The organism is Pseudarthrobacter sp. rb, assembly GCF_056389225.1.
In genome coordinates, this window is the sequence record NZ_JBWJAR010000001.1 from 487242 (window position 1) to 508739 (window position 21498).

Annotated in this window: 20 protein-coding genes; 17 read left to right on the plus strand and 3 right to left on the minus strand. The window is 67.8% G+C overall.

Features of this window, described 5'->3' with window-relative positions:
• Nucleotides 1–15: 15 nt before the first annotated feature.
• Genes ACWRN3_RS02135 through ACWRN3_RS02160 form a run of 6 tightly spaced genes read left to right on the plus strand, consistent with a single transcriptional unit; the run spans nt 16 to nt 6324 of the window.
• Complete coding sequence (locus ACWRN3_RS02135; protein WP_476739812.1) at nt 16–2187, plus strand: acetyl/propionyl/methylcrotonyl-CoA carboxylase subunit alpha; 2172 nt, start codon at nt 16–18, stop codon at nt 2185–2187.
• A gap of 2 nt (nt 2188–2189) precedes the next feature.
• Entirely contained in the window at nt 2190–3353 is a 1164-nt protein-coding gene (locus ACWRN3_RS02140; RefSeq protein ID WP_255175011.1) for an acyl-CoA dehydrogenase family protein, read from the plus strand.
• A 20-nt stretch (nt 3354–3373) separates the two neighbouring features.
• Nucleotides 3374–4138 carry a CoA transferase subunit A gene (locus ACWRN3_RS02145; RefSeq protein WP_224027299.1) on the plus strand — a complete coding sequence of 255 codons (765 nt, stop codon included), beginning with the start codon at nt 3374–3376 and terminating at the stop codon, nt 4136–4138.
• Nucleotides 4135–4917 (plus strand): CoA transferase subunit B, encoded by a 783-nt coding sequence (locus ACWRN3_RS02150; RefSeq protein WP_476739746.1) that lies wholly within the window; start codon nt 4135–4137, stop codon nt 4915–4917. The genes ACWRN3_RS02145 and ACWRN3_RS02150 overlap by 4 nt, the downstream gene beginning before the upstream one ends.
• The gene (locus ACWRN3_RS02155; RefSeq protein WP_476739747.1) at nt 4914–5480 is read left to right on the plus strand and encodes a MaoC family dehydratase; all 567 of its coding nucleotides are present in this window, start codon (nt 4914–4916) and stop codon (nt 5478–5480) included. Before ACWRN3_RS02150 ends, ACWRN3_RS02155 begins: the two co-directional genes overlap by 4 nt.
• A gap of 4 nt (nt 5481–5484) precedes the next feature.
• A complete protein-coding gene (locus tag ACWRN3_RS02160) occupies nt 5485–6324 on the plus strand; it encodes an HpcH/HpaI aldolase/citrate lyase family protein (RefSeq protein ID WP_476739748.1) in 840 nt (279 codons plus the stop codon).
• On the opposite strand, the gene ACWRN3_RS02165 is transcribed toward ACWRN3_RS02160, so the two are convergent.
• A complete protein-coding gene (locus tag ACWRN3_RS02165; protein ID WP_476739813.1) occupies nt 6325–7794 on the minus strand; it encodes a lipase maturation factor family protein in 1470 nt (489 codons plus the stop codon).
• 109 nt (nt 7795–7903) lie between these two features.
• Here ACWRN3_RS02165 and dxr point away from each other — a divergent pair, with 109 nt between their 5' ends.
• From dxr to ACWRN3_RS02220, 11 genes are all read left to right on the plus strand, one after another.
• Nucleotides 7904–9088 (plus strand): 1-deoxy-D-xylulose-5-phosphate reductoisomerase, encoded by a 1185-nt coding sequence (dxr, locus tag ACWRN3_RS02170; RefSeq protein ID WP_476739749.1) that lies wholly within the window; start codon nt 7904–7906, stop codon nt 9086–9088.
• A gap of 17 nt (nt 9089–9105) precedes the next feature.
• Nucleotides 9106–10437 (plus strand): M50 family metallopeptidase, encoded by a 1332-nt coding sequence (locus tag ACWRN3_RS02175; protein ID WP_476739750.1) that lies wholly within the window; start codon nt 9106–9108, stop codon nt 10435–10437.
• Between the two features lie 86 nt (nt 10438–10523).
• Nucleotides 10524–11312, plus strand: coding sequence for a MarR family transcriptional regulator (locus ACWRN3_RS02180; protein ID WP_476739751.1), 789 nt, complete (start codon nt 10524–10526; stop codon nt 11310–11312).
• Nucleotides 11309–11914, plus strand: coding sequence for a hypothetical protein (locus ACWRN3_RS02185; RefSeq protein ID WP_255175017.1), 606 nt, complete (start codon nt 11309–11311; stop codon nt 11912–11914). The genes ACWRN3_RS02180 and ACWRN3_RS02185 overlap by 4 nt, the downstream gene beginning before the upstream one ends.
• Before the next feature lie 97 nt (nt 11915–12011).
• Nucleotides 12012–12305: a YciI family protein gene (locus ACWRN3_RS02190; RefSeq protein ID WP_224025578.1), complete on the plus strand. Its 294-nt coding sequence runs from the start codon at nt 12012–12014 to the stop codon at nt 12303–12305.
• Nucleotides 12306–12339: 34 nt separating this feature from the next.
• On the plus strand, nt 12340–13506 hold the full coding sequence (gene ispG, locus ACWRN3_RS02195; RefSeq protein WP_018771945.1) for a flavodoxin-dependent (E)-4-hydroxy-3-methylbut-2-enyl-diphosphate synthase: 1167 nt from the start codon (nt 12340–12342) through the stop codon (nt 13504–13506).
• Nucleotides 13469–14359, plus strand: a complete 891-nt coding sequence (locus ACWRN3_RS02200) for a GNAT family N-acetyltransferase (protein WP_255175555.1) — start codon at nt 13469–13471, stop codon at nt 14357–14359. The genes ispG and ACWRN3_RS02200 overlap by 38 nt, the downstream gene beginning before the upstream one ends.
• Nucleotides 14360–14398: 39 nt before the next feature.
• Nucleotides 14399–15160: a hypothetical protein gene (locus ACWRN3_RS02205; RefSeq protein WP_476739752.1), complete on the plus strand. Its 762-nt coding sequence runs from the start codon at nt 14399–14401 to the stop codon at nt 15158–15160.
• Nucleotides 15161–15521: 361 nt separating this feature from the next.
• Complete coding sequence (locus ACWRN3_RS02210) at nt 15522–17333, plus strand: proline--tRNA ligase (protein ID WP_476739753.1); 1812 nt, start codon at nt 15522–15524, stop codon at nt 17331–17333.
• Nucleotides 17330–18124, plus strand: a complete 795-nt coding sequence (locus ACWRN3_RS02215; RefSeq protein ID WP_476739754.1) for a sulfite exporter TauE/SafE family protein — start codon at nt 17330–17332, stop codon at nt 18122–18124. The genes ACWRN3_RS02210 and ACWRN3_RS02215 overlap by 4 nt, the downstream gene beginning before the upstream one ends.
• A 56-nt stretch (nt 18125–18180) precedes the next feature.
• Entirely contained in the window at nt 18181–19572 is a 1392-nt protein-coding gene (locus ACWRN3_RS02220; RefSeq protein WP_476739755.1) for a pyridoxal phosphate-dependent decarboxylase family protein, read from the plus strand.
• Between the two features lie 42 nt (nt 19573–19614).
• On the opposite strand, the gene ACWRN3_RS02225 is transcribed toward ACWRN3_RS02220, so the two are convergent.
• Together ACWRN3_RS02225 and ACWRN3_RS02230 are read right to left on the minus strand one after the other, a co-directional pair.
• Nucleotides 19615–20673 (minus strand): aminoglycoside phosphotransferase family protein, encoded by a 1059-nt coding sequence (locus tag ACWRN3_RS02225; RefSeq protein WP_476739756.1) that lies wholly within the window; start codon nt 20671–20673, stop codon nt 19615–19617.
• The gene (locus tag ACWRN3_RS02230) at nt 20663–21430 is read right to left on the minus strand and encodes a VIT1/CCC1 transporter family protein (protein ID WP_324644680.1); all 768 of its coding nucleotides are present in this window, start codon (nt 21428–21430) and stop codon (nt 20663–20665) included. Before ACWRN3_RS02230 ends, ACWRN3_RS02225 begins: the two co-directional genes overlap by 11 nt.
• Nucleotides 21431–21498: the final 68 nt, after the last annotated feature.

Sequence of the window (21498 nt, forward strand, 5' to 3'; positions counted from 1 at the left end):
CAGACCAACACCGCCATGCAGCACGGCACTTCCGGCGCCGAAGCCAGGGAAGCCGGCGCAGGCCCCCTCTTCAGCGCCGTCCTGGTGGCCAACCGCGGTGAAATCGCGTGCCGCGTCATCCGCACGCTGCGCCTCCTGGGAATCCGTTCCGTCGCGGTCTACAGCGATGCCGACGCCGGCGCCCGCCATGTGCGCGAGGCTGACACTGCCGTGCGTATCGGCCCCGCCGCGGCAGCCGAAAGCTACCTCAGCATCGACGCCATCGTGGAGGCGTGCCGGCAGTCCGGCGCGGACGCTGTCCACCCCGGCTACGGCTTCCTGAGCGAAAATGCGGACTTCGCCCGTGCCCTCGAAAAGGCCGGCATTGCCTTCATTGGTCCCGGCGTGGAAGCACTGAATGTCATGGGCGACAAGATCCGCGCCAAGAACCATGTGGCAGGGTATGGCGTGCCGGTGGTCCCCGGCATTGCCAGGCCCGGCATGACGGACAGCGAACTGGTGGAAGCCGCTGCCGCCGTCGGCTATCCCCTCCTGATCAAGCCCTCAGCCGGCGGCGGCGGCAAAGGCATGCACGTCGTCGAAAGGCAGGCGGACCTGCCCGCCGCCCTGGCCACCGCACGGCGGGTGGCCGCAGCCGCTTTCGGGGACGACACCCTGTTCCTGGAGCGCCTGGTGACCACACCGCGGCATATCGAGGTGCAGGTGCTGGCGGACGGGCACGGCAATGTCATCCACCTCGGCGAACGCGAATGCTCCCTGCAGCGACGGCACCAGAAAGTCATTGAGGAAGCCCCCTCGCCCCTGCTGGAAAGCCTCCCCAACGGTCCGGAGGTCCGTGCACGGATAGGCGAGGCCGCCTGTAACGCCGCCCGCAGCGTGAACTACACAGGGGCCGGAACCGTGGAGTTCCTGGTCTCGGACAATGCACCGGATGAGTTTTTCTTCATGGAGATGAACACCCGGCTGCAGGTGGAGCACCCTGTCACGGAGATGGTCACCGGGATCGACCTGGTGGAATGGCAGGTACGGATCGCCGCCGGTGAACCGTTGACCGTCCGTCAGGCTGACGTCAGCCTTTCCGGCCATGCGGTGGAGGCGCGGGTCTACGCCGAGGTGCCGGAGAAGAATTTCCTCCCGTCAACCGGGACGGTGCTCCAGCTGGACGAACTGCCGCACGCAACGGACAACCGCGTCCGGGTGGATTCATCCCTGGTGGAGGGCTTGGAGCTCTCCGCTAATTACGACCCCATGATCTCGAAGGTGATCGCCTGGGGCAGGGACCGCGGTGAGGCCTTGGAATCCCTCGACGCGGCGCTGGCCGGCTACACGGCGCTGGGCATTGAGACCAACGTCGAGTACCTGCGGCTCCTGGTCAACGATTCCGATGTCCGCGCCGGGCGCCTGGACACTGGGCTGATCGAACGGAAGCAGCCGGCGCTGGAATTCCGGCGCGTCGGCGCCCCCGAACTGGTGGCCGCCGCCCTTTACGCCCTCTCCCGGGAGGCGCAGGACCACCCCGCTCCGGCCAGCGGACCGTGGCAGGCCCGCAGCGGGTGGCGCCTGGGTGCGCCCGCGCCGCGCCGGATCAGCCTGGGAACGCCCGACGGCGGTGTGGCAACAGTGCAGGTCAGCGGAAGTCCCACCGGAACCGACACTGCCGTGGTTGCTGTTGACGGCGGCGCCCGGCAGGCCGCGGCGCTGCGCCTGGCGGAGGACGGCGGCGCAGTCCTTACCCTTGGCGGGGCGACACGGGAGTACCAGGTGGCCGTATCGCCCGGGCAGCCGCTCCAGCTCTTCCTCGGCAACGGCGGCTGGTCCTGCCGGCTGGAACTCCTGACCCGTGAAGCGCGGCTGGAACGGGTACTGGCAGCCGTACAGCGCCAGGAAGGTGCAGCCGACCCCGAGGTGCGCTCGCCGATGCCGGGAACGGTTGTGGCCGTCCCGGTCAGCGACGGAGACCCGGTCCAGGCCGGGGAGGTCCTGGTATCGGTGGAGGCCATGAAGATGGAGCACCACCTGGTGGCCCCCCTGGCAGGAACGGTCCACCTGACCGCCCGCACCGGTGACCTTGTGAAGGCGGATCAGATCCTGGCCACCATCCACCCGCATCCCACCGGTGCGGAAGGTGCTTCCACGGACACCGACACAGATACAGACACAGACACACAGCAAGGCGAAGGAGCCTGACCATGACCGGTTTTGAACTTACCGAGGAATACCAGGACCTCAGCGACACCGTTCGCGACTTCGCGGACAACGTGGTGGCCCCGGTCTCCGCCAAGCACGACGAAGAGCACAGCTTCCCCTATGAAGTGGTGAAGCAGATGGCGGAGATGGGCCTGTTCGGGCTGCCGTTCCCTGAGGAGTACGGCGGCATGGGTGGGGACTACTTTGCCCTGGCGCTCGCGCTGGAGCAGCTGGGCCGGGTGGACCAGTCCGTCGCCATCACGCTCGAAGCGGGCGTCTCCCTGGGGGCCATGCCGGTGTACCGGTTCGGCACGGACGCGCAGAGGCAGGAATGGCTGCCCATGCTGGCTTCGGGCCAGGCGCTCGCCGGATTCGGACTCACCGAACCCGAGGCCGGCTCCGACGCCGGGGGCACCAAGACCCATGCCCGGCGCGAGGACGGCCAGTGGGTCATCAACGGCAACAAGGAGTTCATCACCAACTCCGGAACCGACATCACCCGGCTTGTCACCGTCACGGCTGTTACCGGGCAGCAGGAACGCTCCGACGGCAGCATCAAGAAGGACATCTCCACCATCCTGGTACCCACCGACACGCCCGGCTTCAAGGCGGAAAAGCCCTACAACAAGGTCGGCTGGAACGCCTCGGACACCCACCCCCTCACCCTGAAGGACGTCCGGGTGCCGGAGGAAAACCTGCTGGGGACCGAGGGGCGCGGCTACGCCAACTTCCTGTCCATCCTGGACGAGGGCCGGATCGCCATCGCCGCACTGGCTACCGGTGCCGCGCAGGGCTGCGTTGACCTGTCCGTCAAATACGCCCGCGAGCGCCGGGCGTTCGGCCACGAAATCGGCAAGTACCAGGCCATTTCCTTCAAGATCGCCCGGATGGAAGCGCGGGCGCACACGGCGCGCCTGGCCTACTACGACGCGGCCGCCCGGATGCTTGCCGGCAAGCCGTTCAAGACCCAGGCGGCCATCGCTAAGATGGTCGCAGGCGAGGCGGCCATGGACAATGCGCGGGATGCCACCCAGGTATTCGGCGGCTATGGCTTCATCAACGAGTTCACCGTGGCACGCCACTACCGCGACTCCAAGATCCTTGAAGTGGGGGAGGGCACCACGGAGGTCCAGCTGATGCTGATCGCCCGCGAACTGGGACTCTAGCCGGCCCGAAAGGATCAATGATGATTGACAAGGTTGTTGCCAGTGCAGACCAAGCCGTTGCGGACATTCCCGACGGCGCGTCGCTGGCAGTGGGCGGATTCGGGCTCTGCGGAATTCCGGTGGCCCTGATCGACGCCCTCCACCGGGCCGGCACCTCGGGGCTGGAAACCGTCAGCAACAACTGCGGCGTGGACGACTGGGGGCTCGGCATCCTGCTCCGTGACGGCCGCATCCGCCGCACCATCAGCTCCTACGTTGGCGAGAACAAGGAGTTCGCCCGCCAGTACCTGGCCGGCGAGCTCGAGGTGGTGCTCACCCCGCAGGGCACGCTGGCTGAAAAACTGCGGGCCGGCGGGGCCGGGATCCCGGCGTTCTACACCAAGGCGGGGGTTGGCACGCAGGTGTCCGACGGCGGCCTGCCGCAGAAGTACGACGCCAACGGCGGGATCGCGGTTGCCTCCGCTCCGAAGGAAGTGCGCTCCTTCGGGGGAGTGGACTACGTCCTGGAAGAGTCACTTACCCCTGACTTCGGGCTGGTGCACGCGTGGAAGGGCGACCGGCACGGCAACCTGGTCTTCCACGCCACCGCCATGAACTTCAACCCGCTGTGCGCCATGGCAGGGCGCATCACCATCGCCGAGGTGGAGGAACTCGTGGAGCCCGGCGAACTGGACCCGGAGCACATCCACACGCCCGGGATCTTCGTCCAGCGGGTGGTCCTGGCGCAGGACGGGGAGAAGCGGATCGAAAAGCGGACGGTGGCACTCAACCAGGCAGGAGCATGACCATGGATCCCAACAGCCCCGAAGCGCCCCGGCCCGAAGCCGTACGCGCGGAATACCGGCGGGCCGGTTCCCAGCAGCATGCCGGGCCCGGTGATTCCACACCGGCGGCGGAGACCAAAGGCTGGACGCGCAACGAACTTGCCGCACGCGTGGCCAAGGAACTCCGCAACGGCCAGTACGTGAACCTGGGCATCGGCATGCCCACCCTGATCCCCAACTACATCCCGGCGGGCGTGGAAGTGGTGCTGCACTCCGAGAACGGGATCCTCGGCGTCGGACCCTACCCAACAGAGGACGCCATCGATCCCGACCTGATCAACGCCGGCAAGGAGACCGTGACCGTGAACAGGGGAGCGGCGTTTTTCGACTCGGCCACGTCCTTTGGCATGATCCGCGGCGGCCACGTTGACGTGGCCGTGCTCGGCGCCATGGAGGTGGCCGCCAACGGGGACCTGGCCAACTGGATGGTCCCGGGAAAGATGGTCAAGGGCATGGGCGGGGCCATGGACCTGGTGTTCGGGGCCAAGCGCGTGATCGTGATGATGGAGCACGTCGACCGCAACGGCAACCCCAAGATCGTCCAGGAATGCTCGCTCCCGCTGACCGGAAAGGGCTGCGTGGACCGGATCATCACGGACCTGGCCGTCATCGATGTGGTCCGGGACGGCAGCGGATCACGGCTGGTCCTGAGCGAACTGGCCCCCAACGTCTCCGTCGAAGATGTGGTGGCCGCCACCGGCGCGGACCTGTTCGAGGAAGACAGGGAACTCACCGTATGACCGGCAGCAACCCAACAGACGGTAACCCCATAGACGGCAACCACGCGGTGGACGGCGGCCGGCGGGTCATCGAGCAGCGCGGGCTGTACTTCGACGAACTTGAGGACGGCCTGGTGTATGCGCACCGTCCGGGCAGGACGGTGACGGAGACGGACAACGTCCTCTTCAGCACCCTGACCATGAACACGCAGGCGCTGCACCTGGACGCCGCCTGGAGCGCCGGCCAGCCCTTTGGGCAACGGCTGATGAACTCCATGTTCACCCTGGCCACCATGGTGGGCCAGTCCGTCACCCAGCTGACCCAGGGGACCATCATCGCCCAGCTGGGCCTGACCGACGTTTCCTTCCCGCACCCGCTTTACCACGGGGACACGCTGTACACGGAGACGGTCATCACCGGCAGGAGGCTTTCGGCCTCACGCCCGGGCCAGGGCATCGTTACCATGGAGCACACCGGCCGCAACCAGGACGGCGCCGTGGTGGCACGCGCCACCCGCAGCTGCCTGATGTGGACCCGGGAAGCGCATCAGAACGCGCAGAGCAGCCAAAACGTCGGAGAATAGCCTTATGACCTTTGTGATGGGCCCCGCCCTGCTCTTCTGCCCCGCCGATCGTCCCGAGCGCTACCAAAAGGCCGCCGCCCGCGCGGACGCCGTCATCCTGGACCTCGAAGACGCGGTGGCGCCGGCGGACAAGCAGCGGGCCCGCGGCGCGATCCTGGCCCAACTGGGCACCACCGGCGTGGAGCCCGAGCTTGAGCCCAGCTGCACCATTGTCAGGGTCAACCCCGTCGGTACGGAGGACTTCGAAAAGGACCTGCACTGCCTGGCCCACACGCCCTACCGCACCGTGATGTTGGCAAAGGCGGAGTCTGCCGAACAGCTCAAGGCGCTGGAGGGATACCAGGTGATCGCCCTGTGCGAAACAGCGGTGGGCGTCCTCAACGCCCCGGCCATCGCCGCGGCGCCGAACGTGGTGGGCCTGATGTGGGGTGCCGAGGACCTGCTGGCCAGCCTGGGCGGTACGTCCAGCCGAAAGGACGACGGCGGCTACCGGGCAGTGGCCCTGCACGCCCGCTCGTCAGTGCTGCTGGCAGCGCGGGCCCACGGCAAGGAAGCAGTGGACGCCGTGTACACCAACATCCCGGACCTCGACGGGCTCGCCGCCGAGGCGGCCGACGCCGTGGCCTCCGGCTTCAGCTCCAAGGCCTGCATCCATCCCAGCCAGGCCGCCGTGGTCCGCAAGGCCTATGCGCCCTCGGACGATGAGGTGGCCGCAGCCACTGCCCTGCTGGACGCTGCCGCGTCGGCGGGATCCGGGGTCTTCAAGTACCGGGGAAAAATGATTGACGGCCCCATCCTCAAGCACGCCCAGGAGATCGTCCGCCGCGCCGCCGTGGAGGCATAGCTACCGTTGCCGTCCCTCCGGCCGCCGGAGGGACGTGGCCGGGATCGGCTCATACAGCAGTGTCCGCACCCAGCGGTTCCCTGTTTCCCGGAACTCCTTCCGGCTGGCGAAGCGGTAATGGAAGCTGCGCACGCGCACCCAGCGTGGCGCGGCGCCGTCGAACGGGTCCTTTCGCAGCAACCGCAGCATCTGCCGGTCCGCCGCCAGCAGCTTGCCCAGGAACGCATAGAACCATTCCTCGTGCACGGTCCGCAGCGGCAGGAACCACATCAGCCAGTCCAGCCGCAGGTGGTACGGGGCCCACTGCCGCGGAATCCGGCGCACATCACCGGGCTTGCCCTTGAAGCCGTACTCGCGCCAGTCCGAGCTGTCATCGGGGTCCTCATCCAGCGTGCCCTCCACCACGATCTCGATGCGCTGTTTGGTCACCGTGCCGAACGCACCGTAGGCATTGACCAGCTGCCACCGGTTGAAGCTGGCATTCATCAGCTGCCGGCGGGAGAAAAGGTTCCGCAGCGGCCAGTAGCTCAGCGCCAGCAGCAGGAGGGAGGCCGCCAGGGTGATGGCCAGCCACCACAGCGGGGTTTCCGGCCGGGCGCCCGTGGCGGCATTCCAGTCCGCGGGGATGGCGGGGATCACGGCGTGCGCCACGGGGTCGCTGACCGCCGCGAACGCCAGCACAATCGCCATCCAGTTCAGCCAGGCGAAGTTGCCGCTGGCCACCAGCCACAGCTGGGTCACCACCACCACTCCCGCCGCGACGCTTGCCACCGGCTGGGGTGCGAACAGCAGGAACGGCACCACCAGCTGGGCGATGTGGTTGCCCACCACCTCGATCCGGTGCAGCGGCTTGGGCAGCAGGTGGGCCTGCCGGCTTAACGGCCCTGGCATGGGCTGTGTTTCGTGGTGGTAGTACAGGGCGGTCAGGTCGCGCCACTCCCTGCCGCCGCGGATCTTGATCATCCCCGCGCCGAATTCCAGCCGGAACACGAGCCACACAATCAGGATCAGGATGGTCCGGGGCGGCTCCGTCTGGTTGGAGCCCAGGAAGCCAACGGTGAAGCCCGCCTCCAGGAGCAGCATTTCCCAGCCAAATCCGTAGAAGGTCTGGCCCACGTTCACGATGGACATGTACAGCAGCCACAGGGCCAGGAACGCAACCAGCGGCACCCAAGGCGGTCCCAGCTGCGGGATTCCGGCCACCAGCAGCGCCGACACCACCAGCCCTGCGGCGCAGACTCCGCGCAGCAGCCCGTCCGAGTACCGCCAGCGGAACAGTGTGGGCCGGCGAAAACGGGAGAACGCGGAAAGGAACGCAGGCACCGGGAGGAGGCCGCGCTCGCCGAGCAGGGCGGGGAACTGGTTCATCGTGGACAGGAACGCAACAAAATACAGCGCCGCCACACCCCGTTGCAGCGCCTGCCGGGCGAACCCGTATTCCGGCGCGTCAAACCACCACAGCCAGTCCACGGATTCCACGTTACGCCCGGTCACGTGGGGGTCAAGGTGCACCATCAGGCGGGGCGCAGCAGGGCCGGGGGCGTCAAAGGGGCCCGGACGGGTGCGGGATACTTAACCCATGCAGCCACGCAGAATCGTCCTCCTCGGATCCACCGGTTCCATCGGCACCCAGGCGATTGACGTCGTCGACAGCGCCCCGCACCTGTTCGAGGTGGTGGCGCTCAGTGCCGGGGGCGGCAACCTGGAACTCCTGGCCCGGCAGGCGGTCCACACCGGCGCCGCTGCGGTGGGGATTGCCGGCGGGGATCCTGCCCGGCTGGCGTCGCTGATCAGCGACGCCGCCGCTGCAGCCGGCCGCCCGGGGTACCGGCCGGAGATCGTGGCCGGCCCGGACGCGTCCGCCCGCATTGCCGCGATTGAGGCGGACGTGGTGCTCAACGGCATCACCGGATCCATCGGCCTGGCACCCACGATCTCGGCCCTCAAGTCCGGGGCCACCCTTGCCCTTGCCAACAAAGAGTCCCTGATCGTGGGCGGCAGCCTGGTCAAGGCCGCAGCCCGCGAAGGCCAGATCGTCCCCGTCGATTCGGAGCACTCCGCCATCGCCCAGTGCCTGCGCTCCGGCAATGCCGATGAGGTGGACAAGCTCATCCTCACAGCTTCAGGGGGACCGTTCCGGGGCAGGAGCCGCGAGGAGCTCCACTCCGTCACCCCCCGGGAGGCCCTGGCCCATCCCACCTGGGACATGGGCGTCATGGTCACCACCAACTCGGCCACCCTGGTGAACAAGGGCCTGGAAGTCATCGAGGCGCACCTGCTGTTCGACATTCCCCTGGACCGGATCGACGTCGTCGTGCACCCCCAGTCCGTGGTCCATTCCATGGTCCAGTTCGTGGACGGCTCCACCATCGCCCAGGCTTCCCCGCCGGACATGCGCCTGCCCATTGCCCTGGGGCTCGGCTGGCCGGCCCGCGTGCCCAACGCCGCCGTCCCGTGCGACTGGACCCAGGCCGCCACCTGGACCTTCGAACCGCTGGACACGGACGCCTTCCCTGCCGTCGGACTGGCCAAGGATGCCGCGAAGCAGGGGAGCACCTACCCTGCTGTCTTCAATGCGGCCAACGAGGAAGCGGTCACGGCGTTCCATGCCGGCCGGATCCGGTTCACCGACATCGTCGACACCGTGGACAGTGTGCTCAGCGAACACTCAGGTTCCTCCGGGCTGACGGTGGAATCCGTGCTGGATGCTGAAAGCTGGGCACGCGCCCGGGCCCACGAACGTTTAGCAGTCAGCAGTCTCTAGGAAGCAGCAGCACCTCCATGACCCCTGTCCTACTTTTCATCCTCGGCGTCGTCTTCGTCGCCCTTGGCATCGCCGTGTCCATTGCGCTCCACGAAGTGGGCCACCTGGTCCCCGCCAAGCTCTTCAAGGTCCGCGTCACCAAGTACATGATCGGGTTCGGCCCCACACTGTGGTCGCGCCGGAAGGGCGAAACCGAGTACGGCGTGAAGGCCGTGCCGCTGGGCGGCTACGTCTCCATGATCGGTATGTATCCGCCGAACAAGGAGGACGGCTCGGTCCGGCCTTCGAGCACCGGCATGTTCCAGACGCTGGCCACCGAGGCCCGTTCCATGGCCCACGAGGAAGTGGGGCCCGGCGACGAAAACCGGGTCTTCTACCGCCTGCCGGTCTGGAAGAAGGTCATCGTGATGCTGGGCGGCCCGGCCATGAACATGATCCTTGGCGTGCTGCTCACCGCCGTGCTGCTGATGGGCTTCGGTGTTGCGACGGCCACCACCACCATTTCCGACGTGTCCAAGTGCCAGGTGGCCGCAGGGCAGACCGTCGACCCCGATTCTGCCGACTGCCGGCTGACGCCCGCCGCCGCGGCCGGCTTGAAGCCCAATGACACCATCACCTCCTTCGACGGCAAGCCCGTCACCAGGTGGGACCAGTTGACGGAGTGGATCCGCGCTTCCGCCGGCAAGGAAGTTGCCATTACGGTGCAGCGGGACGGCAACCCGGTATCCACCACCGTGACCCCCGTCCTGTCGGCCCGGCCGGTCATGGGAACCGACGGTCGCCAGGCCACCGACGCCGCCGGCAACCTCCAGTACCAGGACGTCGGATTCCTTGGCATCGGCGCGCAGACGGCGCTGGTGCCCCAGCCGGCGTCGTCCGTCCTGCCCATGGCGGGGGAGAACATCCGCCAGGTGGCCGGTGTTGTCTTCAACCTGCCGGCCCGCGTGGTGGGCGTGGCCAAGGCTGCGTTCAGCGAAGAGCCGCGCGACCCCAACGGGCCCATCAGCGTGGTTGGCGTGGGCAGGGTTGCGGGCGAGGTGGCAGCCATGGAGGCCGTGCCGATGCAGTCCCGGGTGGCAACCCTGGTTGGCTTGCTGGCCGGCCTGAACTTCGCACTTGCGGTGTTCAACCTGGTCCCGCTCCTCCCGCTGGACGGCGGCCACGTTGCGGGCGCCCTGTACGAGGGCGTCCGGCGCCGGGTGGCAAAGCTCCGCGGCCGGCCGGACCCCGGGGCCTTCGACATCGCCAAACTGCTTCCCGTCACGTACGTGGTCGCAGCGCTGTTGATGGGCATGAGCGCGTTGTTGATCTACGCGGACATCGTCAAGCCGGTCAACCTGTTCGGATAGTCGCCCCACATCGGTTGACTTTCAAAAATCAGCCAAATCTGATTGATCGATGAGTCTCAACCGACTATGGTTGAGAGATGTTCGTCATGACCATCGATCAACGCGGAAGCACCGGTGACCAGGACCGTGTACCGGCCCTGCTCGACCAGCTCGCCGGCCTTGAGCTGCCCGACGCGGAACAGCCGGTTTTCGAGCGTTCCGTAGGGGATGAAGTCCAGGGAGTGGTGCGGGACGCCTCCGCCGTGGTGGAGATAGCCCTGCACGCGCTCCGCGGCGGCCACTGGTACGTCGGGATTGGTGTTGGGACCGTAGTCCTGCCGCCCCATGCCAGCCCCCGGGAAGGAACTGGAACGGCCTTTGTTGCCGCGCGGAAGGCTGTTGAGCTTGCCAAGGGCGCCGGTTCCCAGGTGCCGTTGTCGGTGGTGCCCGGCATCATGGCAGGGGAAGCGGCCAAGGGGTTCGCTGCAGGGGAGGGGGTGCAGGCCTGTGCCAATGCGGAGGCGGTGCTCAGGCTGCTGGGCCGGCTTGTCCAGGACCGCACGGAAGCCCAGTGGCGGGTGGTGGACGCCCTGCGCCGCCTGGGTGGACGGGGCCAGGGCCAGGGCCGGCACGGAAGCCAGAAGCACGTGGCGCTTGAACTCGGAATTTCGGAGCAGTCGGTGAGCCGTACCGTGCTTCGCTCCGGGTGGCAGGAAGAATGGGCAGCCAGGCCCGCCGCGTCCATGCTTCTTGGTTTTGCCGACTCCCGGGTGGGCCAGGCCGAAGAGGATGTCCCTGCGCAGCAGCCTATGACCGTGCAACAGCATGTGCCTGCCCAGCAAAAGCCGGCGGCCCGGCTTGACGTTGAAGCGGACCGGATTGAAGGAGACACGTGACCGCACTGTGGGTGGCAGTGGCCTTGGTGGTGGCGGGCTTTGCCGGTTGGCCGGTCACTGCGCTGGTGTTCAAGCTCGCCCGGACCATCGACGACAAGGCAGATGCCGCCAAGGCCGCGGAGGAAGCCCGGGCGGCGGAAGAGGACCCGTCGGCCGACGTCACCGTCGATGACCCTTCCCCCGCATCCCCGGGGCCGCGCGGAGGCACCGTGCCGGTGGCGGGCGCAGACCCGGTTCCTGGCGCAGGCCCGGCTCATGACGCGGCCGGCGGCGCAGGCAACCAGGCAGTGGACAGCGAGCTGACCGCCCCTCCCGGCCGGCCGGCGTCGAACGCCGCCGCAGCGGGACCGGCCGCACCCAGCCAGCGCATCCTGCGCGGCGGGGCCATCATCGGCGTGCTGGAGCGGCTGGGGGTGTGCCTGGCAATCCTCACAGGCCAGCCCGTGGCCATCGCCTACATCGTTGCCATCAAGGGCCTGGGCAGGTTTGCCGAGCTGAAGGAGACGCCGGTTGCCGCTGAGCGTTTCATCATCGGGACCCTTACTTCCATGCTCTGGGCCGCCGGTACCGCTGCCGCGGTCAAAGTCCTCTTCCTGCACTGACCGCAGCCCCCTGTGCGACGTCCGCTCGGCCCCGGCACATCCTCCGGTACTGGGGATTGGGACAGTACCAGGGCGGCCATGGCGATAGGGTAGCGGTATGACAGTTTTTGCCGTTGAGTACGTTTATGCCGCCAACTCCACCGAAACCCGCAATGAGGTCCGCCCCGCGCACCGGGAATGGACAGGCGGCCTGGCACAGGACAGCGTCATCGTGGCCAGCGGCCCCTACGGCGACGGCGCGGGTGCCCTGCTGATCTTCAAGGCGTCGGATGAAGGCGCCCTCAACTCGATCCTCAAGCAGGACCCTTTCGCTGAAGCCGGTGTGATCGCCGGAACCCGCATCACGGAATGGTCTCCGGTAACCGGCATGCTGGCCGGGATTGCCGCGTAGCCGCTTTTTTACCCTTTCAACTCAAGGAGTCCACGTGACCTCGGTCAGCCTGGGAATGCCGTCAGCACCACCGCCCGTCCTTGCCCCCCGCCGCAAGACGCGCCAGATCAAAGTCGGCTCGGTAGGCGTAGGATCTGATTTCCCCATCAGCGTGCAGTCCATGACCACCACGCCCACCACGGATATCAACGCCACCCTGCAGCAAATCGCCGAGCTCACCGCGTCCGGCTGCGACATCGTCCGCGTGGCCTGCCCGTCCGCCGACGATGCCGAGGCGCTGCCCATCATCGCCCGGAAATCGCAGATCCCGGTCATCGCGGACATCCACTTCCAGCCCAAGTACGTCTTCGCAGCCATCGAGGCAGGCTGCGCGGCAGTGCGCGTGAACCCCGGAAACATCCGCAAGTTCGATGACCAGGTCAAGGAGATCGCCGCCGCCGCCAAGGACCACGGCACCTCCATCCGCATCGGGGTCAACGCGGGCTCCCTGGAGCCGGGCATCCTCAAGAAGTACGGCAAGGCCACCCCGGAAGCGCTGGTTGAATCAGCGGTCTGGGAAGCCTCGCTCTTCGAAGAACACGGCTTCCACGACTTCAAGATCTCCGTGAAGCACAACGACCCCGTGATCATGGTGGCCGCCTACGAGATGCTCGCGGAAAAAGGCGACTGGCCCCTGCACCTGGGCGTCACCGAAGCCGGCCCCGCCTTCCAGGGCACCATCAAGTCCGCCACGGCCTTCGGGGCGCTCCTCTCCCGCGGCATCGGCGACACCATCCGCGTGTCCCTCTCCGCGCCGCCGGTGGAGGAGATCAAGGTGGGCAACCAGATCCTCCAGTCGCTGAACCTGCGTCCGCGCAAGCTTGAAATCGTGTCCTGCCCTTCCTGCGGCCGTGCCCAGGTTGACGTGTACACTCTGGCAGAACAGGTCACGGCCGGGCTGGAAGGGATGGAGATCCCGCTGCGCGTGGCAGTCATGGGATGCGTCGTCAACGGCCCCGGTGAGGCCCGCGAAGCTGATCTTGGTGTTGCCTCCGGCAACGGCAAGGGCCAGATCTTCGTGAAGGGCGAGGTCATCAAGACTGTTCCCGAGAGCGCAATTGTTGAGACACTGATCGAAGAGGCTATGCGTATCGCGGAAGAGATGGGGGAGGCCGATGGCGAAGATGCTGTCAAAGGTAGCCCCGTGGTTAGCGTCTCGTAAGGACGCGGCAGACCCCGCGGGGCTTTCCGTCCGTACCCTCGACGGCCAGGACACCCCCGCGCTGAAATCGCTCGCCGGGCAGGACCCGGTGACCAACGTGTTCATCCTGGCGCACCTTCGTGCCACGGGGACGGCGGCCCCCACCAGCGGCGGTGCCGGGGTCATCGGCGTTTTCGACGACGGCATCCTTGCAGGTGCGTGCTGGGCCGGAGCCAACCTGGTTCCGGTCCAGCTCGATCCCGCCCTGGCCCCCCTGGTGGCCGAGGCCGCCAACAGCTCAGGGCGCCGGTATGCGTCTGCCTTCGGTCCGGCAGACGCGGTGCTGGCGCTCCATGCCGAACTGGCGGAGCTCGGCCACCGTGCCCACGAGGTCCGGGCCGACCAGCCACTGATGGTCATCGAGGGGCCGCCCCTGGTGCAGCCCGATCCCGGCCTGGCCCTGGGGAACCTGGCCGACTTCGACCGCATCCTTCCGGCCTGCGCCGCCATGTTCGAGGAGGAGGTGGGCTACTCGCCCTACCTTGGCGGCAGGGAGTTTTACAGCCGCCGCGTCGAGGGCCTCATCAGGCAGGGTCATTCCATGGTCCACCTCAATGACGCGGGGGAGGTAGTGTTCAAAGCCGAGCTGGGGGCGGTCACGGACGATGTCACCCAGGTCCAGGGGGTCTGGATGAACCCGGTCTTCCGCGGCCAGGGGTTGAGTGCCGGCTACATGTCGGCAGTCGTCGAAAAGGCCCAGCAGATAGCACCCGTGACCAGCCTTTATGTCAACGGCTTCAACACCAGGGCAAGATCCACGTATGAACGCGTCGGCTTCCGCCAGGTGGGCACCTTCGCTACAGTTCTCTTCTAGCCGGCGGTCGCCGGTTCCAAGCAGAATATTGGGGGAAAAGTGAAGACATCGGTGCTGGGAACTTTCGGGGCTTCAGTCCTTTTGGCCGCAGCAGTTTCTGCGTGTGGGGGACCCGGGCCGCAGGCCGCACAGTCCTCTCCCGCACCGTCCGCGGGCTCCGGCACCACGGCCGCCGCCCCCACCCCCACGGCAACTCCAACGCCAAGCCCGACGGCGAAGGCATACACGGCTGAAGAACTGGCCGCCATTGTGAGCCAGGTGCGGGACGCGGCCGACCGGAGGCTCTCCGTCCTGCCCAGTGCCGATATCAACACCACGCTGGAGCAGACGAAGGCGATGCTCGCTTCCATCGACGTCAAGCCGGAGGAGTGCAAGGCGCTGGCTGCGGCAAGCGCCGTGCCTTCGGTCGACGGAGCGGCCATGGCCGTGGGCATGAGCAATGATGCGTCCACAGGCGCTGTCACCGCCCTGTCACTGGTTGCCGGCCTGGACCAAAGTTTCCTCAGCAAGGTTGCCGACCCGTCGGAGCAGCTGGCGAAGTGCTCCTCAATGACCATGACTGCCTCCGGCATGGACATCTCGGTCACCATCACGCCGGTGGACGCCGGTACGCAGCCCGGTGCGGTCGCCTACCGCACGGACAGTGCCCTGCCGGACGGCCGCACCCAGTCCACGATCACGGCGCAACTTGTCCACCAGGGCGTCGTGCTCACCTCGGTTGCGTCCGGCGGCGCAAGCGAGGCCGACGCCGTCCAGCGGGCAGGTGCGCTCCTTGACTCCGCGGCCGCCCTGGTGAAGTAACAACCGGCAACGGAATCAGCAACCGGCGGCAAACGGATTCCCAAAATAAAACACTTGTCAAACGTGTGCACGATCACATAAGTTCGATCTAGCTGCGCTGGAAGTGGGGTGGGCGGTCTCACCAGTCCTCACCAGTACTCAGGCGATAACGGCGTTGAGCCACGCCCGGATGCGATGACCAGCCCTATTGGGGGGCCAGGGGCTTTGTATTCCCGGGCGTGGCTCTACTGTGTCCGGGGGTGGCCCCAGGCGCTCCCGCCATCGCCAGTCAGTCCCGCCGGTTGAGTGCCGGTAGATTAGTACCCAGACGAATTTGTCCGGCCCTGCTGACCCAGCACTTCCCCAGAAACGGATACCACCCGTGGTCCTACGACTGTCCCAGCTTTTCCTGCGCACGCTGCGCGAAGACCCCGTCGACGCCGAGGTCGCCAGCCACAAGCTTCTGGTCCGCGCCGGCTACATCCGCCGCGCCGCCCCCGGCATCTACACCTGGCTGCCGCTGGGGCTGAGCGTCCTGCGCAAGGTCGAGGAAATCATCCGCGAGGAAATGACGGCCATCGGCGCCCAGGAAGTCCACTTCCCGGCCCTGCTGCCCCGGGAACCGTATGAGGCCACCAACCGCTGGACCGAATACGGCGAGGGCCTGTTCCGGCTGCAGGACCGCAAGGGCGCCGACTACCTGCTGGCCCCAACGCACGAGGAAATGTTCACCCTCCTGGTCAAGGACCTGTACTCGTCCTACAAGGACCTGCCGCTGAGCCTGTACCAGATCCAGAACAAGTACCGCGACGAGGCCCGTCCCCGGGCAGGGCTCCTCCGCGGCCGTGAGTTCATCATGAAGGATTCCTACTCCTTCGACGTCGACGACGCCGGGCTGGATGCCAGCTACGCAGCGCACCGCGCCGCCTACCTGAAGATCTTCGACCGCCTCGGACTCGAAGTTGTGCCGGTAGCGGCCACTGCCGGCGCCATGGGCGGATCCAAGAGCGAGGAATTCCTGTTCCCCACCGAGATCGGCGAGGACACCTTCGTCCGCTCCGCAGGCGGCTACGCGGCCAACGTGGAGGCTGTCACCACGGTGGTCCCCGAGCCGATCGACTTTACCAATGCCCCGGCCGCGGAAGTCCTGGACACCCCGGACACGCCCACCATCGAGACCCTGGTTGCCGCGTCCAACCAGATTGCCCCGCGGGCAGAGGCCGACGGCGGCGCCTGGACTGCCGCTGACACGCTCAAGAACGTGGTCCTCGCCGTCACGCTGCCCACCGGTGAGCGGCAGCTGGTGGTCATCGGTGTTCCCGGCGACCGCGCGGTGGACCTCAAGCGCGTCGAAGCAAACATCGGCGCCTTCCTGCCCATTGCGGGCGAGATCGGACTCGAGCAGGCCGGCGAGGAGGACCTGAAGAAGCAGCCGCTGATCGTCAAGGGCTACCTGGGCCCGGGCCTTTCCCTGGACCACGCCCTCCTCGGCGCCGAGAGCGCCACAAAGCTCCTCTACCTGGTGGACCCGCGCGTGGTCAGCGGCACCGCCTGGATCACCGGTGCCAACGAGGCCGGCAAGCACGTCTTCGGTTTGGTCGCGGGCCGCGACTTTACCTGGGACGGCGTGATTGAGTGCACCGAAGTCCGCGCCGGCGATCCTTCGCCGGACGGCTCCGGCCCCCTGGAGACCGCCCGCGGCATCGAAATGGGCCACATCTTCCAGCTGGGCCGCAAGTACGCCGAAGCCCTGGACCTCAAGGTGCTGGACCAGAACGGCAAGCAGGTAGTGGTCACCATGGGTTCCTACGGCGTCGGCGTCACCCGTGCCGTGGCCGCGCTGGCTGAGGCCAACCATGACGACCGTGGGCTGGTCTGGCCCCGCACCGTGGCACCCGCCGACGTGCATGTGGTGGCCGTGGGCCGCGGCGAGGAGATCTTCCAGGCAGCGGAGAAACTCTCGGCGGATCTCGAAGCAGCAGGCCTGTCGGTCATCTATGACGACCGTCCCAAGGTCTCGCCCGGAGTGAAGTTCGGCGACGCGGAGCTGGTGGGCGTTCCCACCATCCTCGCCGTGGGCCGCGGGCTGGTGGACGGCGTGGTGGAGATCAAGGACCGCCGCAGCGGTGAAGCCGAGAACATCGAGGTGGACAAGGCCGTCGACTACGTGGTCAACGCCGTCCGCAACCAGTGATCTCCGGCTTCGAGTCGATCCAGCTCACCACCATCATCCTGATCGTGGTGGCTGGATTCGCAGCCGGCTGGGTTGACGCGGTGGTGGGCGGCGGAGGCCTTATCCAGCTTCCCGCACTGCTGCTGGTTCCCGACATTGCGCCCGTCCAGGCGCTGGCCACCAACAAGATGGGCTCCATCTTCGGGACCGCCACCAGCGCCGCCACCTACTACCGGAGGGTGGGGCCGGACCTTCGGACGGCGGTCCCCATGGCCGTCATAGCCCTCGCGGGCAGCTTCGGCGGAGCGAGCCTGGCGGCCACCCTGCCGGCCGGGGTCTTCAAGCCCATCATCGTGGTGGCGCTGGTCGCCGTCGCGCTTTTCACCGCCCTCAAGCCCAGCGTCGGCGAGCTGACGGCACTGCGGCACGAAGGCCACCGGCACTATGTGGTCGCCTGCCTCATCGGTGCGGTGATTGGGTTCTATGACGGGCTCATCGGCCCCGGGACGGGGTCTTTCCTGGTCATCGCCCTGGTGTCCGCCATGGGGTATGCATTCCTGGAAGCGAGCGCCAAGGCCAAGATCGTGAACATGGCCACCAACGCCGGGGCGCTGCTGTTCTTCCTGCCGCACGGCTCCATCCTGTGGGGCATCGGCCTGCTGCTCGGAGCAGCCAACATGGCCGGAGGCTACCTGGGCGCCCGGACCGCGGTGCAGCAGGGCAGCAAGTTTGTCCGGGTGGTCTTCCTGGTGGTTGTCGGGGCCTTGATCGTCAAGCTCGGTTACGACGTCTGGCAGGAAAACTTCGCCTGATCCCGTCCCGGAAACTGGTCCTCGTGACGCGGGCCTGCCCGGCGTAGCATGCAGGTATGGCACACGGCGACGACGGGTATGCCGCGGCGTTGGCGGCCGCAGCAGGGCATTCGCAGGCCTGGCTGGCCAGCCTCCGGAACCGCCCTGTAGGACCCCGCCTGCATGCCTCTGATCTTGCCGGCGTGTTTGGCGGGCCGCTGCCCGCAGCGGGCATGCCCGCTGCTGAGGTGATCGATTTCCTGGCCACGCAGGCCGAGCCCGGGCTGATGGCCATGCCCTCCGGCCGGTTCTTCGGCTGGGTCATCGGCGGCACGCTGCCCGCTGCCCTGGCCTCCGACTGGCTGGTCAGTGCCTGGGACCAGAACGCCGGTCTCCGCTACGCGACTCCGGCGACGGCAGCCATCGAGGAAGCCGCCGGTCAGTGGGTGCTGGAGCTGCTGGGGCTGCCGCAGGGGGCCGACGTCGGCTTCGTCACCGGCGCCACCATGGCGAACTTCACCGGAATGGCCGCTGCCCGGTGGCGGTTGCTCGCGGACGCCGGCTGGGACCTGGACCGGGACGGCCTCTCCGGTGCACCCCGGATCCGCTGCTTCGTGGGACGGGAACGGCACGACACCGTGGACCTTGGCCTGCGCTACCTGGGCCTTGGTAAGCCAAGGGAGGTCGACGCCGACGGCCAGGGCCGCCTTGTCCCTGCAGCGCTCGATGTGGCCCTTGCTGATGGCGCCGGACCCGCTTTGGTGTGCCTCCAGGCCGGCAACCTGCACTCGGGTGCCTTTGACCCCTTTGCCGAGGCCATCGCCGTCGCACGCAAACACGGCGCGTGGGTCCACGTCGATGGTGCCTTCGGCCTGTGGGCTGCCGCTGTGCCGGAACTGCGGCATCTCACCCGGGGGTTTGAAGAGGCGGATTCGTGGGGCACGGACGCCCACAAGACCCTGAACGTGCCCTACGACTGCGGAATCGCCATCGTCCGGGACCCGTCGGCACTGCGGGCTGCGATGGGCCTGCATGCGAGCTACCTGGTGCATGACGCCGAAGGCCCGGGCGACCCTTTCGAAAAGGTCCCCGAGCTGTCCCGGCGCGCACGGGGAGTTCCGGTCTGGGCGGCCCTGAAAAGCCTCGGCCGCGACGGGGTGGCCGCGCAGGTGGGCGGCCTGGCCGCGGCAGCAACGGCCATCGCGGAGGGGGTGGCGGCCCTGGACGGGGTGGAGGTACTCAATGACGTCGGCTACACCCAGGTGTGCCTGGCATTCGGGGATGACGAGACCACCCGCGCAGTCACCGCCCGCATCATCGAGGAGGGAAAGGTGTGGATGTCCGGTTCGCACTGGCGGGACCGTGACATCCTCCGGGTTTCGGTGAGCAACTGGCACACGGCGGGGGAGGATGTGGCCACGGCAGTGGACGCTGTAAGGTCAGCCCTGGCCGCGGTGCGGAACTCCTGACCATCCAGCGCCGGTGCGCGCCTTCCGGCAGCAGGGCGGACCCTATCCGCCCTGTCCAGGTTCCGGCAGCGAATGGGGATGCGGCAGGTCCTCCAAAGTGTTTCCGGCGAGGGTGCTGGCTACCCAAAGCGACCGCGCCAGGTCGCCCCGGTGCCCCTTCCCGGCGTACCACAGCGCGTTTTCCACCTCCCTGGCGATGCCCCATTCCCGCGCCGCGGCAGGGTCCAGGCCGGCGGCGGTGCTGAAGTCGTGGCAGCGGCTGAGGAGCGCTGGACCGGGCCGGGCGGCGGGCAGGTCTCCCAGGCGGTTCCAGAGCAGCGGCGCAACCGCGAACTCCGGCTCGCCGATCATGGGCTGGGGGTCGATCGCCGCATAGCCGGCCGGGGTTGCCCCCGCTGTTCCCGGCCGGGCCAGGATGTTCAGGAAATGCAGGTCCGTGTGGACCAGGAGATCCCGGGCGGACCGGCGTCCCACCGCGCCGCGGGTCTGGCACACCTCCAGCGCCGCTTCCAACAGCCACCGCGGAAACGGCCGTCCCAGCTGTTCCCAGTCCGCGGGCAGGTCATCGCTCCATTGTTCGGCCCGGGCAGCTATGTGGGTGAACTCCTGCCATTCCGGGCGGTGGTCCGGGACGAGTCCCAGCTGGCGCACCAATCCGCCCCACACCTGCGCTGCCTCCTCCAGCGGCAGGTCCGCCAGCGACCGGCCGGCGTCGAGGCGTTCCAGGAGCATGGCACAGGATCCACTGTCCGAGGCCATCAGCAGAACGGCGCCGCGGCCGCCCCAGAGGGCCAGCGCATGCCGCTCCACCGTCGCCTCATCATGGGGAAAAGCGATTTTGAGGGCTGCCGGCGAGCCGTCATCCTGCCGTACCGGGACGACCAGGCCACCGTGGCCGCTCCAGGGAAAGCAGCCCGGGGCCAGGTCAACCTCCAGGTGCCACTGCTCCAGGCGGTCCGCCAGCAGGCCCGGAAGACTGTCCAGCCAGGCCCGTCCCGCACTGCTGCGGGCATAGCGGGAAGCGAGGTCCGGGGGAACGGGAACGGGAGATGGCAAGCGGTCCGGTGACAAGGCGCCGGGCACCACGGGATCAGACAACACCGGAGGCCCCGAGCAGGTTGCCGATCACGAACGTTGCCGCGAGTGCCAGGGCCCCGCCCACCACCACGCGGACAGCGGCCCTGGTTTTCGAGCTGCCGCCAATCCAGGCACCGAGTGCACCTGTCAGCGCCAGGGCCACCAGCACCGATACGAACGTCAGCGGGACCCGGATCCCCGGCGGTGGCAGCAGGATGGCCAGCATGGGCAGGATGGCGCCAATGGTGAAGGCAATGGCTGAGGCGAAAGCCGCGTGCCAGGGGCTGACGATGTCCGCTTCGTCGATGTTGAGCTCGGCGGACAGGTGCGCTGCCAGGACATCGTGGGCCGTAAGCTCGCCGGCGACCTTGGCCGCAGTTTCCGGGGTGAGGCCCTTGGCCTGGTAGATGGCGGTCAGCTCGGCCAGTTCCGCTTCCGGATCTTCCGCCAGCTCGCGGCGCTCCTTCTCGATCAGGGCCCGCTGGCTGTCGCTTTGGCTGCTGACGGAAACATATTCGCCCAGCGCCATGGACACCGCACCGCCCACCACCCCGGCTACGCCCGCCGTGAGGATGGGGCCCAGCTCGGCGGTGGCCCCGGCCACGCCCACGACGATGGCGGCAACGGAGACGATGCCGTCGTTGGCGCCCAGGACACCGGCGCGCAGCCAGTTCAGCCGGTGCGCCGTGTCGTCGCCGTGCGGTTCCGTCTCCAGGTGGCGGTTCAGATCCGGGCCGGCTGCATTGGTCCCCGGGGCATCGGCCGGTTCGTCCGCGTTCATCCCTTCAGCAAACCACCCCCGCCAGCCCAATGCCACCCTCCACAAGGCCTTCCTTCGAGAGCGGATCC